The organism is Burkholderia cepacia ATCC 25416 (assembly GCF_001411495.1).
Classification (GTDB): domain Bacteria; phylum Pseudomonadota; class Gammaproteobacteria; order Burkholderiales; family Burkholderiaceae; genus Burkholderia; species Burkholderia cepacia.
Window position 1 is genome coordinate 3,312,298 of record NZ_CP012981.1, and the last position, 14,797, is coordinate 3,327,094.

14 protein-coding genes and 1 tRNA gene are annotated in these 14,797 nt (G+C 64.3%); 3 read left to right on the forward strand and 12 right to left on the reverse strand.

All coding sequences use genetic code 11. The annotated features are described in order from the left end of the window. Positions 1-48 precede the first annotated feature (48 nt). Genes APZ15_RS15295 through APZ15_RS40915 form a run of 4 tightly spaced genes read right to left on the reverse strand, consistent with a single transcriptional unit; the run spans position 49 to position 4,591 of the window. On the reverse strand, positions 49-1,671 hold the full coding sequence (locus tag APZ15_RS15295) for an ABC transporter ATP-binding protein (protein ID WP_027787060.1): 1,623 nt from the start codon (positions 1,669-1,671) through the stop codon (positions 49-51). Continuing rightward, on the reverse strand, positions 1,668-2,765 hold the full coding sequence (locus APZ15_RS15300) for an ABC transporter permease (RefSeq protein ID WP_021162484.1): 1,098 nt from the start codon (positions 2,763-2,765) through the stop codon (positions 1,668-1,670). The genes APZ15_RS15295 and APZ15_RS15300 overlap by 4 nt, the downstream gene beginning before the upstream one ends. A gap of 48 nt (positions 2,766-2,813) precedes the next feature. After that, positions 2,814-3,857, reverse strand: coding sequence for a microcin C ABC transporter permease YejB (locus APZ15_RS15305; protein ID WP_027787059.1), 1,044 nt, complete (start codon positions 3,855-3,857; stop codon positions 2,814-2,816). Positions 3,858-3,907: 50 nt separating this feature from the next. Further along, the gene (locus APZ15_RS40915; protein WP_148668953.1) at positions 3,908-4,591 is read right to left on the reverse strand and encodes an ABC transporter substrate-binding protein; all 684 of its coding nucleotides are present in this window, start codon (positions 4,589-4,591) and stop codon (positions 3,908-3,910) included. A 75-nt stretch (positions 4,592-4,666) separates the two neighbouring features. Between APZ15_RS40915 and APZ15_RS40920 the strand changes: the two genes are divergently transcribed. After that, positions 4,667-4,793 (forward strand) — tRNA-Arg (locus APZ15_RS40920). A gap of 606 nt (positions 4,794-5,399) precedes the next feature. After that, entirely contained in the window at positions 5,400-5,600 is a 201-nt protein-coding gene (locus tag APZ15_RS40925) for a hypothetical protein (RefSeq protein WP_152036212.1), read from the forward strand. 315 nt (positions 5,601-5,915) lie between these two features. On the opposite strand, the gene APZ15_RS15315 is transcribed toward APZ15_RS40925, so the two are convergent. From APZ15_RS15315 to APZ15_RS15340, 6 genes are all read right to left on the reverse strand, one after another. Next, on the reverse strand, positions 5,916-6,281 hold the full coding sequence (locus APZ15_RS15315) for a hypothetical protein (protein ID WP_027787057.1): 366 nt from the start codon (positions 6,279-6,281) through the stop codon (positions 5,916-5,918). 329 nt (positions 6,282-6,610) lie between these two features. Further along, positions 6,611-6,943, reverse strand: a complete 333-nt coding sequence (cyoD, locus tag APZ15_RS15320; RefSeq protein ID WP_011352504.1) for a cytochrome o ubiquinol oxidase subunit IV — start codon at positions 6,941-6,943, stop codon at positions 6,611-6,613. Next, entirely contained in the window at positions 6,944-7,552 is a 609-nt protein-coding gene (gene cyoC, locus APZ15_RS15325) for a cytochrome o ubiquinol oxidase subunit III (RefSeq protein WP_021162482.1), read from the reverse strand. Beyond that, a complete protein-coding gene (gene cyoB, locus APZ15_RS15330) occupies positions 7,552-9,558 on the reverse strand; it encodes a cytochrome o ubiquinol oxidase subunit I (protein WP_021162481.1) in 2,007 nt (668 codons plus the stop codon). The genes cyoC and cyoB overlap by 1 nt, the downstream gene beginning before the upstream one ends. Before the next feature lie 3 nt (positions 9,559-9,561). Further along, the gene (gene cyoA, locus APZ15_RS15335) at positions 9,562-10,449 is read right to left on the reverse strand and encodes a ubiquinol oxidase subunit II (RefSeq protein ID WP_027787056.1); all 888 of its coding nucleotides are present in this window, start codon (positions 10,447-10,449) and stop codon (positions 9,562-9,564) included. A 270-nt stretch (positions 10,450-10,719) separates the two neighbouring features. Then, entirely contained in the window at positions 10,720-12,249 is a 1,530-nt protein-coding gene (locus APZ15_RS15340; protein WP_027787055.1) for a complex I subunit 4 family protein, read from the reverse strand. 594 nt (positions 12,250-12,843) lie between these two features. Between APZ15_RS15340 and APZ15_RS40930 the strand changes: the two genes are divergently transcribed. Further along, positions 12,844-13,221 (forward strand): hypothetical protein, encoded by a 378-nt coding sequence (locus tag APZ15_RS40930; RefSeq protein ID WP_138143286.1) that lies wholly within the window; start codon positions 12,844-12,846, stop codon positions 13,219-13,221. Between the two features lie 397 nt (positions 13,222-13,618). Here the strand turns inward: APZ15_RS40930 and APZ15_RS15350 are convergent, their stop codons facing one another. Together APZ15_RS15350 and APZ15_RS15355 are read right to left on the reverse strand one after the other, a co-directional pair. Beyond that, a complete protein-coding gene (locus tag APZ15_RS15350; RefSeq protein ID WP_027787053.1) occupies positions 13,619-14,017 on the reverse strand; it encodes a GlcG/HbpS family heme-binding protein in 399 nt (132 codons plus the stop codon). Next, entirely contained in the window at positions 14,010-14,786 is a 777-nt protein-coding gene (locus APZ15_RS15355; protein WP_027787052.1) for an SDR family oxidoreductase, read from the reverse strand. The genes APZ15_RS15350 and APZ15_RS15355 overlap by 8 nt, the downstream gene beginning before the upstream one ends. Positions 14,787-14,797: the final 11 nt, after the last annotated feature.

Sequence of the window (14,797 nt, forward strand, 5' to 3'; positions counted from 1 at the left end):
AAACAAATTAATAAATACAATCGAGATGATCAGACCATTGGCGGCCTATCACGCTTTCCAGACCGCTTTCAACAGCTTTTGTGTGTAAGGATGTGACGGCCTGGTGAAGATGTCGGCCACCTCTCCCGACTCGACGACGGCCCCGCCCTGCATCACCGCGACGCGATGCGCCATCGCCCCGATCACCTCCAGGTCATGGCTGATGAATACATAGCCAAGGTTGTATTTCTGTTGCAAATTCGCGAGCAGCTTGAGCACCTGCTGCTGGATCGACACGTCGAGCGCGGACGTCGGCTCGTCGAGGATCAGGATGCGCGGTTCCAGCACCAGCGCGCGCGCGATCGCGATCCGCTGGCGCTGCCCGCCCGAGAATTCGTGCGGATAACGGTGCAGCACCGTGCGGTCGAGGCCGACTTCGCGCAGTACCGCGAGCGACTTCGCGCGACGCGCATCGGGCGTCATGTCCGGGCGATGCAGTTCGAGCCCCTCGCCGACGATCCGCTCGATCGTGTGACGCGGAGAAAGCGAACTGAACGGATCCTGAAAGACCACCTGCATGTTCGAGCGCAGTGCGGTCTGTTCGCGGCCGCGATAGGTCGACAGCGCGCGCCCCTGGAATTCGATCGTGCCGCCGGCCGTCTTTTGCAGGCCGAGCAGCGCCATCGCGAGCGTCGACTTCCCGGATCCCGATTCACCGACGATGCCGAGCGTCTCGCCCTGCCGCACCGACACCGACACATCCGCGACAGCCGTCACGGGTACCGAGCCGAACCAGCCCGCGATGCCCGGCCGCTTGCGCGCGAACTGCACGCTCACGTGGCGGGCGTCGAGCACGACGGGCGCGATCGGCATCACCGGCGCGACCGCGCGTTGCGGACGGCTGTTCAGCAGCCGCTGCGTATACGGATGCTCGGGTTCCGCGAAGATCCGCTCGACCGGCCCGCTCTCGACGAGCCGGCCGTGCTCCATCACCGCGACGCGGTCCGCGAAGTGCCGCACGAGATTCAGGTCGTGCGTGATCAGCAGGATCGCCATCCCGCGCTTTTCCGCTTCCTCGCGCTGCAGTTCCAGCAGCAGGTCGACGATCTGCGCGCGGATCGTCACGTCGAGCGCGGTGGTCGGCTCGTCGGCCAGCAGCAGGCGCGGCCGGCAGGCGAGCGCCATCGCGATCATCGCGCGCTGCCGCTGGCCGCCCGACAACTGGTGCGGATAGCTGTCGACACGCTTCTCCGGCTCCGCGATGCCCGTGCGCGCAAGCAGAGCGATCGCACGCTTGCGCGCCTCGACCGCCGATACGCCGTCGTGCAGCACGATCGTCTCGCCGATCTGCACGCCGATCGTATACAGCGGGTTGAGCGCCGTCATCGGTTCCTGGAAGATCATCGCGATGTCCGAGCCGCGCAGCCCGCGCATCTCGCGCTCACTCTTGCCAGCCAGGTCCTGCCCCGCGAAGCGGATCGCGCCGCTCACGTCGGCATCGCGCAGCAGCCGCAGGATCGACAGCGCGGTCACGCTCTTGCCGGAACCCGATTCGCCGACCAGCGCGACGCGCTCGCCGCGACCGATCTCGAGCGTCACGTCGTCCACCGCGACCGTGTCGCCGAAGCGCACATGCAGATGCTCGAGCGCCAGCAGCGGCTCATGCTGCGTCGATACGACCGGTTCGCTCATCGCTGGCCTCCCGCCGCGCGCACCGAATCGGCGATCCGCGTATCGAGCGCGTTGCGCAGCGCGTCGCCCATGAAGGTCAGCAGCAGCAGCGTCGTGACCAGCACGCCGAAGGTCGACAACGAGATCCACCATGCGTCGAGGTTGCCCTTGCCCTGCGCGAGCAGTTCGCCGAGGCTCGGGGTCGGCGGCGGCACGCCGAGCCCGAGGAAATCGAGGCTCGTGAGCGCGAGGATCGAGCCGCTCATCCGGAACGGCAGGAACGTGATCACCGGCGTGAGACTGTTCGGCAGCACATGGCGCCAGATGATCTGCCAGTTCGTGAGCCCCATCGCGCGCGCCGCGCGCACGTAGTCCTGCGTGCGGTTGCGCAGAAATTCCGCGCGCACGTAGTCGGCGAGCCCGATCCAGCCGAACAGCGACAGCAGCACGATCAGCAGCAGGAAACTCGGCTCGAAGATCGACGCGAAGATGATCAGCAGGTACAGCTCGGGCAGCGAACTCCAGATCTCGATCAGGCGCTGCCCGACGATGTCGATGCGCCCGCCGAAGAAGCCCTGCACGGCGCCCGCGGCGATCCCGAGCAGCGTGCCGATCACGGTCAGGATCAGCCCGAACTCGACCGACACGCGGAACCCGTACACGAGCCGGGCGAGCAGGTCGCGCCCCTGCGCGTCGGTACCGAGCCAGTTCGCGCGCGACGGCGGCGCGGGGTTCGGCACGTTCGAGAAGTAGTTCAGCGTGTCGTAGTAGTAACGGTTCGGCGGGTAGACGACGAAGTTGCCGGGCGCCTCGAGCCGCTTGCGCACATACGGATCGAGATAGTCGGCCGGCGTCGGGAAATCGCCGCCGAAGGTCGTCTCCGGATACGCATGGAACATCGGGAAATAGGTCTGGCCGTCGTAGCGCACGACGAGCGGCTTGTCGTTCGACCACAGCGGCGCCGCGAGGCTCGCGGCGAACGCGACGACGAAGATCACGAAGCTCCAGTAGCCGAGGCGCTGCTGCCTGAAGCGCTGCCATACGCGGCGCGCGGGAGACGGCGACACGCGGGCGCGCGCCGCGTCGATGCGGGACGACACGACGGCCCGGTTCATCGCGCACCTCGCCCGGTGACGCCGGGCATGCAGACGGACGGTTTCATGTCAGCGCTCCAGGGTGTCGAATTGAATGCGCGGATCGACCCACACATAGCAGAGATCGGAGATCAGCTTGGTCGCAAGGCCAATCAGCGTGAACAGGTACAGCGTGCCGAGCACGACCGGATAGTCGCGCCGCACGACCGATTCGTACGACAGCAGCCCGAGGCCGTCGAGCGAGAACAGCGTCTCGATCAGCAGGCTGCCCGTGAAGAACGCGCCGATGAACGCGGCCGGGAAACCGACGATCAGCGGCAGCATCGCGTTGCGGAACACGTGCTTCCACAGCACGCTGCGCTCGGAGAGCCCCTTCGCGCGCGCGGTCAGCACGTATTGCCGGCGGATCTGGTCGAGGAACGCATTCTTCGTGAGCATCGTGACGACCGCGAAGCTGCCGACGACCGACGCCGTGATCGGCAGCGCGATGTGCCACAGGTAGTCGAGCACCTTGCCGACGAGCGACAGCTGGGCGAAGTTGTCCGACGTGAGCCCACGCAGCGGGAAAAGCTGCCAGAACGAGCCGCCGCCGAACAGCACGAGCAGCAGCACGCCGAGCACGAAGCCCGGAATCGCATAACCGACGAGGACGACGAGGCTCGTCGCGACGTCGAACGGCGAACCGTTGCGCACGGCCTTCGCGATGCCGAGCGGCACCGCGATCAGGTACGTGAGGAAGAACGTCCACAGCCCGATGCTGATCGACACGGGCAGCTTCTGCACGACCAGCGACCACACGCTCTGGTGGCGGAAGTAGCTGTCGCCGAGATCGAAGCGCGCGAAGCGCTTCAGCATCAGCCAGTAGCGTTCGAGCGGCGGTTTGTCGAAACCGTACAGCGCCTTGAGCTGCGCGAGCTGCTGTGCGTCGACGCCGGTGTGTGCGCGCATCCCGAACGGCACCGCGCCCTGCTCCGTCGCGCCCTTGCGCAATTCCTGCACGGCCTGTTCGACGGGGCCGCCCGGCACGAACTGGATCACCGCGAACGTAAGCGTCAGCACGCCGACGAGCGTCGGGATCATCAGCAGCAGGCGTTTGAGGATGTAGCTCCACATGGGCGTCGACTCGCGATCGGTAGGCGGGGTTGGACGTAGGGCGGCGTGGCTCAGTGATCGGGCTTCGCCCACCAGGTCGACACGACCCAGCCCTCGGCCGAATAGTACAGCGGCAGCGTCTGCGGGTAGCCAAGCGTGCGCTTGTACGCGATCCGGTGCGTCGTGCTGTACCACTGCGGGACCGCGTAGTAGCCATGCATCAGCACGCGGTCGAGCGCGTGCGTCGCGTCGAGCAATTCGTCGCGCGACTGCGCGGTGCCGAGTGCGTGCAGCAGCGTGTCGACGGCCGGCGACTTCAGCCCGATGAGGTTGTCGGAGCCCGGCTCGTCGGCGAACTTGCTGGCGTAGCGCGAGTATTGCTCGGCACCCGGCACCTGCACGCCCGGCAGGCGGATTGTCGTCATGTCGTAGTCGAACGCGTCGAGGCGCTTTTGCAGCAGCGCGAAATCGGCCGTGCGAAAGCGTGCATCGATGCCGAGCTTCGCCAGATTGCGCTGATAGGCCGTCACGACACCTTCCATCGCGGCACCCGAATCGTCGAGGATCTCGAACGTGAACGGCTCGCCCTTCGCATTGCGCAGCGCGCCGTCGCGATAGGTCCAGCCGGCCTGCGCGAGCAGCGTGCGCGCCTTCAACAGGTTCGCGCGCAGCGAGCCCGGCGGATTCGTGTCCGGCTGCGTGACCATCGGCCCGAACACGGCCGGATCGAGCTGCGCGCGCAGCGGCTCCAGCAATTTCAGCTCGCCGGGGCCGGGCGTGCCGGTCGCCTGCAGGTCGGTGTCGGCGAAGTAGCTGTCCAGACGCGTGTAGGCGCTGTAGAACAGCTGGCGGTTCAGCCATTCGAAGTCGAACGCAAGGTCGAGCGCCTGGCGCACGCGCACGTCGCGAAACAGCGGCCGGCGCAGGTTCATGAAGAAGCCCTGCATGCCGGCGCCGTTGTGCTGGCGGAATTCGCGCTTGACGAGCTCGCCGCTGTCGAAACGCTTGCCGACGTCGCGGCGCGTCCAGTTGCGCGCGATGTACTCGACGAGCACATCGTATTCGCCGGCCTTGAACGCTTCGAGCCGCGCAACGCCATCGCCGTACAGCTTGTAGACGATCCGTTCGAAGTTGTTGGTGCCCACCCGCACCGGCAGGTTGGCCCCCCAGTACGCCGGGTTGCGCCGGTAAGTGATCGTCCGGCCATTGTCGTAGCGCTCGATCAGGTACGGGCCGCTGCCGATCGGCTGCTCGAACGCGAGCTGGTCGAACGGGATGCGCGAGCCGTCCGCGCGCAATCCCCACTTGCGCGAAAACACCGGCACGCCGCCGGCGATCAGCGGCAGTTCGCGATTCGCGCTGCGGAACTCGAAACGTACGGTGGCGGGATCGACCACCACGGCCTTCGTGATTTCCGCGAAATACGCACCGAACTGCGGCGCGGCCAGCTTGCTCTTCAGCGTGTCGAACGAGAACTTGACGTCGTTGGCCGTGACCGGGTCGCCATTGGAAAAGCGCGCGCGCGGATTCAGGTGGAACGTGACCGAACGGCGATCCGGTGCGATGTCGATGTCGTCGGCGAGCAGCCCGTACGCGGACGCGGGCTCGTCCGAGCTGCCGGTCGCGAGGCTCTCGAACAGCATGTCGATGCCCGGCGCGGGATTGCCGCGCATCGTAAACGGGTTGAACTTGTCGAACGAGGTCAACCGGTTCGGGTTCGCGAGCACGAGCGTGCCGCCCTTCGGCGCGTCGGGGTTGACGTAGTCGAAATGCCTGAAGCCCGGCGGATACTTCGGCTCGCCGTACTGCGCAATGGCGTAGGCCGCGTGCGCGGCGGTCGCGGCCAGCGCCGCCTGCAACACGAACACCGCGGCCGTGCGGCCGGCAACCCGTACGGCACGGCGGACACGCGCGGCGGCCCGGGGCGAACCCTTCGTCATAGAGGCCCTGTCGGTCGAATGAGGGTAGTAACGAGGGACGATTCTACCCATTCAATCCGTCGGGCCAAAAGAAAACCGCCATGCAGGCGGTTTCCTCATCAGCGAACGTTGCGCGCACATCACGCGTGCGCCCTGCCGATCAACGCCAGCCGTTGTGGCGACCGTTGTCCCAATGGCCGTGACCGCGATCCCAGCCGGGGCGGCCGCCGTGACGGTGGTACCACTCGTCGCGACCCCAGTAGCGACGGCCGTCCCAGTAGCGGTCGCCATGCCAGCCGATCACGATAGCGGGCGCCGGTGCGTAGACGGGTGCCGGCGCATAGACCGGCGCAGGCTGATAGACGACCGGCGGAGGCGGCGGCGGCGCATACACAGGTGCGGGCGCGACGTAGACCGGTGCCGGAACGCCGAGATTGATCCCGACATTGACTCCCGCCATTGCTGCGCCCGACACGAGCAAGGCCGTCATACCGGTCAAGAGCGAGGCAATACGCAAGGTCTTCATGGATTCCTCTTTGGGGGTTGTTTGATGTGTGATTCGACTATAACGGCAAGCGTTGCCACCGCATATTTCAAGTTTGTAAGAACTGATGCGCGGCATCGCAAGGGCAAGCTTGCGCTAACGTCTTGTAACAATCGACGGCCCGTCGGAGGCGCCCAGGCTCCCTTCCGCCTTTGCCGATCGGCGTTCGCACCGGCAGTGCGGACGCGCCGAATCATACAGTCGATGCCCCCGGTACCGCCCTCGCGGGCCGCAGCGCCCTTCTCGCGGACGAAAAAAAAGCGGCACCTTCGTGCCGCTTCTCCGGTCGACGCATCGCGCCGCGATGCCGCTCAGCGCGACATCATGTTCATGCTGACGTTGTGCATCACCCACAGCGTGCCGACGATCAGGATCGCCGCGGTCAGCACCGTGTAGCTGAACGCCATCACGTTCCAGCGCTGGCCCGACGAGCCGTTCATGTGCAGGAAGTACACGAGGTGCACGACGATCTGCACGAACGCGAGCACGGCAAGCGCGATCAGCGACGCGTGCGGCGACAGCACGCCGCCCATCACGAGGCCGAACGACGCGGCCGTGAGCAGCACCGACAGGATGAAGCCGGCGACATAGCCGCCGACACTGCCGTGCCCTTCTTCGAGTTGAGACGAATGCGAATGGGCCATTTAGATCACGCTCGCGAGATAAACAAAGGAAAACACGCAGATCCACACGATGTCGAGGAAGTGCCAGAAGAGGCTCAGGCACGTCAGGCGTCGCAGGTCGCGATCGGTCAGGTCGCCGCCGCGAAACACGATCTGCCCGGCGAGCACGATCATCCACAGCAACCCGGCCGTCACGTGCAGCCCGTGCGTGCCGACCAGCGTGAAAAACGCCGACAGGAACGCGCTGCGCTGCGGGCCCGCGCCTTCCGCGATCAGGTGCGAGAACTCGCGGAGTTCCATCACGAGAAACGCCGCGCCGAGCACGAACGTCACCGCGAGCCATGCGAGCAGCGCGCCCCGCCGCTGCTTGTACGCGGCGAGCATCGCGAAACCGTACGTGATGCTCGACAGCAGCAGCGCGGCGGTTTCCACCGCGACGCCCGGAATGTCGAACAGGTCTTTCGCGGTCGGCCCGCCCGCATACTGCTGGCCGAGCACCGCGAACGTCGCGAACAGCGCGGCAAAGATCACGCAGTCGGTCATCAGATACAACCAGAACCCGAACACCGAATGCGACGGCGGATGGTCGTCGTGCTCGAGCAGGGTCGCGCTCAAGGTTTTCTGCAACATCAGTTGGCCTCCAGTTCCACGTCGTCGACGCGCGCGGCCACGCGCTGCGTCGGCTGCTTGTCTTCGGTCTTGCGCACCGTCGACGCAGGGATGTAATAACCGTCGTTATCGCGCGAGCTGTAGATCACGAGCGTCGCGACGATCCCGACGAGCCCGCCGATCGCCATCCACCAGATGTGCCACACCAGCGCGAAGCCGAGCACCAGGCTGAAGATCGCCACCACGAGGCCCGCGCAGGTATTCGACGGCATGTGGATGTCGCGGAACGACGCCGGGTTCGGCCGGCCTTCGCCGCGTGCCTTCATGTCCGCATACGCGTCGAGCGTGCGCACCTGCGGGATCACCGCGAAGTTGTAGTCGGCCGGCGGCGACGAGGTCGCCCACTCCAGCGTGCGGCCGCCCCACGGATCGCCCGTCGTGTCGCGGTATGCCGGCAGGTTGCGGTTGCGGATGCTGACCACCAGTTGCAGCAACTGGCACGCAATGCCGACCGCGATCAGCACGGCGCCGAATGCGGCGACCAGCAGCCACGGATGCCAGGCGGGGTTGTCGTAGTGGTTGAGCCGGCGCGTCATGCCCATGAAGCCGAGCACGTAGAGCGGCACGAACGCGACGTAGAAGCCGACCTGCCAGAACCAGAACGCAGCCTTGCCGAGCTTCTCGTTCAGCTTGAAGCCGAACGCCTTCGGGAACCAGTAGTTGAAGCCCGCGAGATAACCGAACAGCACGCCGCCGATGATCACGTTGTGGAAGTGCGCGATCAGGAACAGGCTGTTGTGCAGCACGAAGTCCGCACCCGGAATCGCCATCATCACGCCGGTCATGCCGCCGATTGTGAACGTGACCATGAAACCGATCGTCCACAGCACGGGCGTCGTGAATTCGATCCGGCCGCGGTACATCGTGAACAGCCAGTTGAACACCTTCACGCCGGTCGGGATCGCGATGATCATCGTCATGATGCCGAAGAACGCGTTCACGTTCGCACCCGAGCCCATCGTGAAGAAGTGGTGCAGCCACACGAGGAACGACAGCACCATGATCGCGCAGGTCGCGTACACCATCGTCTTGTAGCCGAACAGCGGCTTCTTCGCGAACGTCGCGATGACTTCCGAGAAGATCCCGAACGCCGGCAGGATCAGGATGTACACCTCCGGATGGCCCCACGCCCAGATCAGGTTCAGGTACAGCATCGCGTTGCCGCCGGCTTCGTTCGTGAAGAAGTGCATGCCGAGGTAACGGTCGAGGCCGAGCAGCGCGAGCGTCGCGGTCAGGATCGGGAACGACGCCATGATCAGCACGTTCGTGCAGAGCGCGGTCCACGTGAACACCGGCATCTTCATCAGCGTCATGCCCGGCGCGCGCATCTTGATGATCGTCACGAAGAAGTTCACGCCGGTCAGCAGCGTGCCGACGCCCGATATCTGCAGCGCCCACAGGTAGTAATCGACCCCTACCCCCGGACTGAACTGCAGCTCCGACAGCGGCGGATACGCGAGCCAGCCCGTCTGCGCGAATTCGCCGATCACGAGCGATACGTTGATCAGGATCGCACTGACGGCCGTCATCCAGAAGGAGAGCGAGTTGATGAACGGGAATGCGACGTCGCGCGCGCCGATCTGCAGCGGCACGACCAGGTTCATCAGGCCGACCATGAACACCATCGCCATGAAGAAGATCATGATCACGCCGTGTGCCGTGAAGACCTGGTCATAGTGGTGCGGCGGCAGGTAGCCGGGCCCGTTGTACGAGAGCGCGAGCTGCATGCGCATCATGATCGCGTCGGCGAAGCCACGCAGCAGCATGATCAGCGCGACGATGATGTACATCACGCCGAGTCTCTTGTGGTCGACCGTGGTCAGCCATTCCGTCCACAGCCATTTCCACCGGCCGGTGATCGTCAGCGCGGCGAGAATGCCCAGCACGACCAGCCCCATGAAGGCGCCTGCCCCCATGATGATGGGCTGATCGAACGGGATCGCCGAAAGTGTGAGTTTGCCGAACATGCGTTACCCCTTCGTGCCGCAGGCGGCGTCCTTCAGGTCGAGGACGTGGCCATCGTTGTATTTCGCGATGATGTTGTGGAAGAGCCGCGGATCGACCGACGAGAAGTAGCGCACCGGCGCCTTCTCGCTCGGCTGGGCGACGGTACCGTACACGGTCGCGTCGAGACGGTCGGGCGAGGCCTTCACCTTCTGCACCCATGCATCGAACTGTTCGCGCGGCTCGGCGAGCGTGCGGAACTTCATGTCGGAGAAGCCGCGGCCGCTGAAGTTGGCGGACGTGCCCGCGTAGTTGCCGGGCTCGTCTGCGATCAGGTGCAGGCGCGTCTGCATGCCGGCCATCGCGTAGACCTGGCCGCCGAGCTGCGGGATGAAGAACGAGTTCATCACCGAATCCGACGTGATGCGGAAGTTCACCGGCGTGCCGACCGGAATCGCGAGCTGGTTCACCGACGCGATGCCGAGTTCCGGATAGATGAACAGCCACTTCCAGTCGAGCGCGACGACCTCGACGTCGATCGGCTTCACCGACGACTCGAGCGGCTTGTACGGGTCGAGCTCGTGCGTGGTCTTCCACGTGAGCACGCCGAGGAACAGGATGATCAGCGTCGGCACCGTCCAGATCACGACCTCGATCGCGGTCGAGTGCGACCAGTTCGGCGCGTAGGTGGCATTGCGGTTCGATGCGCGGTAACGCCACGCGAACCACAGCGTGAGCAGGATCACCGGCACGACGACGACCAGCATCGCCCAGGTGGACGTCGCGATCAGCGCCTTTTCGGCAGCCCCCACGCTTCCTTTCGGATTTAGCACATCTAAATTACAGCCTGACAGGCTCAGGGCCGCGCCGATCGACATCAGCGCCACCCCGCCTTTTGAAGCTCTTCTTTTCATCACACCGCCCGAGGGTCATTGAATCCGTTTGCGTATGCCCGATGCGCATTCGATCCACGAAAGTGGCCGAATCATACGTCGCGCGAGTGCGATGAAGAACCAGCTAATGCGGAAAATCATCATTGCAGAATCTGTTGTGAGACACATTGTCGCGGGGCAATTTCACGCAGCCGCAAGCGGGCCCGGCGCTACCTGCGCCGGACCGCGATCGATGTGTACGCAACGGCCGCACCGCCGCGCGATGAGCCCCGTTCGCGCGACGTGCCGCGATCAGCCGTGCGTCGATGCCATGTACGACGGCTGCGGCTGCGCAGGGCCGTCCCCTGCCGGCAGCTTCGAATGGCTCGCGTCTTCGATCAGCCTTCCGACGGTCGGATCGATCGCGTCGGTGAACGGCTTCGGATCGATGCCGACCGCCAGCACGACCAGTGCGAGCGACGCGAACATCACGATCTCGCGACGGTTCAGGTCGGCGAGCTTTGCGATCCGCTGGCTCGCGACCTTGCCGAACACGACGCGCTTGAGCATCCACAGCGTGTACGACGCGCTGAGGATCAGCGTCAGTGCCGCGATCGCGCCGATCCAGAAGTTGAAGCGGATCGCGCCCATGATGACCATGAACTCGCCGACGAAGCCCGACGTGCCCGGCAGGCCGACGTTGGCCATCGCGAACAGCACCGTGAAGGTCGCGAAACGCGGCATCACGCCCGCGACGCCGCCGTACGAGGCAATCTCGCGCTGCTTCGTGCGGTCGACGAGCACGTTCACGCACAACAGCATCGCGCCCGCGACGAAGCCGTACGACACGAGCTGCACGATCGCACCTTCGACGCCGATCCGGTTGAACAGGAACAGCCCGAGCGTGACGATCCCCATGTGCGCGACCGTCGAATACGCGAGCAGCTTGCCGAGATCGGTCTGGGCGAGCGCGATCAGGCTCGCATAGACGATCGCGAACAGCGACAGCGCGATCACGGCCGGCGCGAAGAAGTGGCTCGCGTCGGGTGTCACCGGCAGCGCGAAGCGCAGGAACCCGTAGCCGCCGAGCTTGAGCATCGCGAGCATCAGCGCCGCGCCCGTCGGGCCGTCGGTATAGACGTCGCTCAGCCACGTGTGGACCGGCCACATCGGCACCTTGACCGCGAAGGCGGCGAAGAAGCCGAGGAATACCAGCAACTGCGGCGCGAAGCCGAGCTGCAGCGTGCGCCACACGGCCATGTCGAACGTGTGCGACTGCGCGTACAGGTACAGCATCGCCATCAGCAGCAACAGCGAGCCGGCGAACGAGATAAAGAAGAACTTCACGGCCGCGTACACGCGGCGCTCGCGCCCCCATGTGCCGATCAGCAGGTAAAGCGGGATCAGCGTCGCCTCGAAGAAGATGAAGAACAGCAGCCCGTCCTGTGCGACGAACACGCCGACCATCAGCCCCGACAGGATCAGGAACGACGCGTAGTACTGCGCGACGCGCACCGTGACCGACTCCCACGACGCCACGACCACCACGAGCGTCGTGAACGCGGTCAGCACGACGAGCCACAGCGACGCGCCGTCGATGCCGACCCGCCATCCGGAATTGAATGCCGCCAGCCAGTTGCGGCTCTCGACGAACTGCATCGCGGCCGAGTGTGCATCGAAACCGGCGACCAGCGGAACGACGGCCGCAAGCCCCACCAGCGCGCCGACGAGCGCGATCAGCCGCGTTCGACGTGGATGATGGTCGGAACCGGCGCGCAACAGGCACGCGCCGAACAGGATCGGAGCCCAGATGGCCAGGCTCAGGAAGGGGAAATCATGCATGTCAACAGGGCCTTGATGAAGTCGCGCACTGCATCGGAGACAGGCGAGACGAAAGGAACGAAATCAAATCGACAGAAAGATTTCGTGAATCGCCAATGTTGGCAAAATGTAAAGCGGCATCACGGGAAAGCTTGACGCCGCTCAAACGCGATCGGGTTAACCAGCATAAGGCGATTGATTATTTTCTGCATCGCAGCAGAGCATCGATTTTCACAACCCGCCTTATCTTGCTGATTTTTATGAGTAATTTTTTGTATTGATCGATCAGACAGATTGCAAAAATCGACGCATCGCCGCATTTTTGACATCCGCCTGCCATTCCGGAGGGTCGGAACGAGCTGATTGGCACCAGACAAGACGGCGAGAATGCAGCGCTGATTTCTTACAGATTAACTTTCATTTTTATTTCATTTCGTCTTGCTCGACGCGGATCGCGTGAATGGCCGCGCCGCCCACCCTCCACGCTCCCGTGGGGCGGACTAGAAACAGCAAGCCGATACCCATCAACGTGCTTTACGTAATCACCTTTCCGCTCGGCAAGGAGCCGGAGCAATTTGCGACGCCAACCGCTGTCAGGCGCCGATGGTCGGCGTGATGATGGTTGCCAAGCGCGCAGAATGCGCCGCAGAAACTGCAACCGCAGCGAAAGCGGCGAACGCCAATAGCGACGCTGCCCGTGAAAATACGATCGCAGACCATCGCGCATCCACTGCTGCTCAGCGGGCGCGCACCGCGAAAGATCGTGGGATGGACGCGAATCAGGCGAGCGAATCCGCGCAACAGAAGCTGCCGAACGTGTCCGCATCCTGCCCGGACACCAGGCTGATCGAGCAAACGCCGGTGGACTTCAATTCGCCGGTCTGCAAGCGCACGATCATCTTCGCTGGCAAACAGTGTGGTTACGCCGCGTCGTACCGGCCTGCGGACCATGATGTGCAAATCACGTTCGATTCGAGCGAAATCGACGGTTGAACCGAAGCGCGGCCCGAACAACCGGTCGCGCAACATCCGGGCTGTCGAAGTAAATATGGGGTCGCTTGCGCCAGCCGCCACCACAGCGGGCGGATGCGCACCCGCTACCTGCATGGCGCGTGTGTATTTTCGGTGCGCGCAGTGAATATTCCAACGCGCGGGTCATCCACCATCGCGGCAGGCTGTCGCGCCCTCACCTTACGCATCGCAGATGTACATTCTTGACGCGGGCCGCGAATATTTCATGCTGCGCGAGTACGCAACCGCGCGATACACATGACGACTGGCACGCCAAGCAGGCCAGCGCCCACAACATGCCGACGACGAAACCGTGACGTGTCGCCGCGGATCGATGCGATAGCCGAGGTATCGGAATCTCTCCCACCACCTCCAGCGCTCAGGCAATCGCAGCACGAGCAAGTACCGCATCTTGCTCGGGTGTACCGCCGGACACGCCGAGGGCGCCGATCAGTTGGCCATCGCCATCCAAGAGAGGCACTCCTCCTCCCATCAGCAACAGCCCGCCTGCATGGATGTGGTCGAAGTGTGGAACTGGCTGGCCCGCCTGCCACGGGACATTGAGCGCTTCGCTCGGCGCCCGGAACATCACCGAAGCCCGGGCCTTTGCAATCGACAGTTCATTCGACGCAAGCCATGCCCCGTCCATCCGCGAGAAAGTGACCAGGTGCGCACCCGCATCCAGAATTGCAAACACGGCATTGAGTCCCGCGTCCTGGGCTGCGGCACGCCCTTGGGCCACGATCCGATCCGCCCGCTCCAACGTGAGCTCAGGCATTTTGCGTCCACTCCGTCTCTTGCCACTGCTTCGCAGCGTCAATCGTCGCAAAGGGGCGCATGGTTCGATACAAATGCGTATCGGCCGGAATGATCTCGACCATGGCGTCGATCATCTCCCTGGGGTCGGCCTGGTTCATCAGGCTGTCGCCGAAATTCGGCATCGGCACAACGGCAGAATCGGCGTCGTACCACTGTACGTAGCTCTCGGCGCCAGTGTCGTTGAATCCGGTACCGAACACGCCCGAATTCACGGTCGCGACTTTGACGCCAAAGGGTTCGAGTTCCGCTTTCATCGACCCGGCGATGGCCTCGATCGCATGCTTGGTCGCGCAATAGGCACCGACAAACGGGACAACCAGAATGCCCCCCATCGACGAGGTCCATACGACTTTTCCGGACCTGCGTGCCACCATCTTCGGCACGATCGCCTGTACCAGTTGAAGATGGCCGAAGACGTTGATTTCGAAGGACTCCCGAACGCGCTGCATCGGGATGTCGACGATCGATCCGCCTTCCATGACGCCGGCGTTCAGCACCAGGACATCGGGATCGAACGAGCCCGCGTGAGCGATGTCGATCGCGTCGAGCAGATTCAGCTTGATCACCTCGAGCACCACACCGGCCTCGGCTGCGTCCGCACGCAGGCTGCGAACCTGCGGCCACGTTTCGGCCGTCGCCACGACGTGGTGGCCAAGGCGCGCAAGTTCAATTGCCGCACCACGCCCAAAACCTGAGCTGGCACCCGTGATCAATATCTTTCGAGACATCTGGCGCTCCT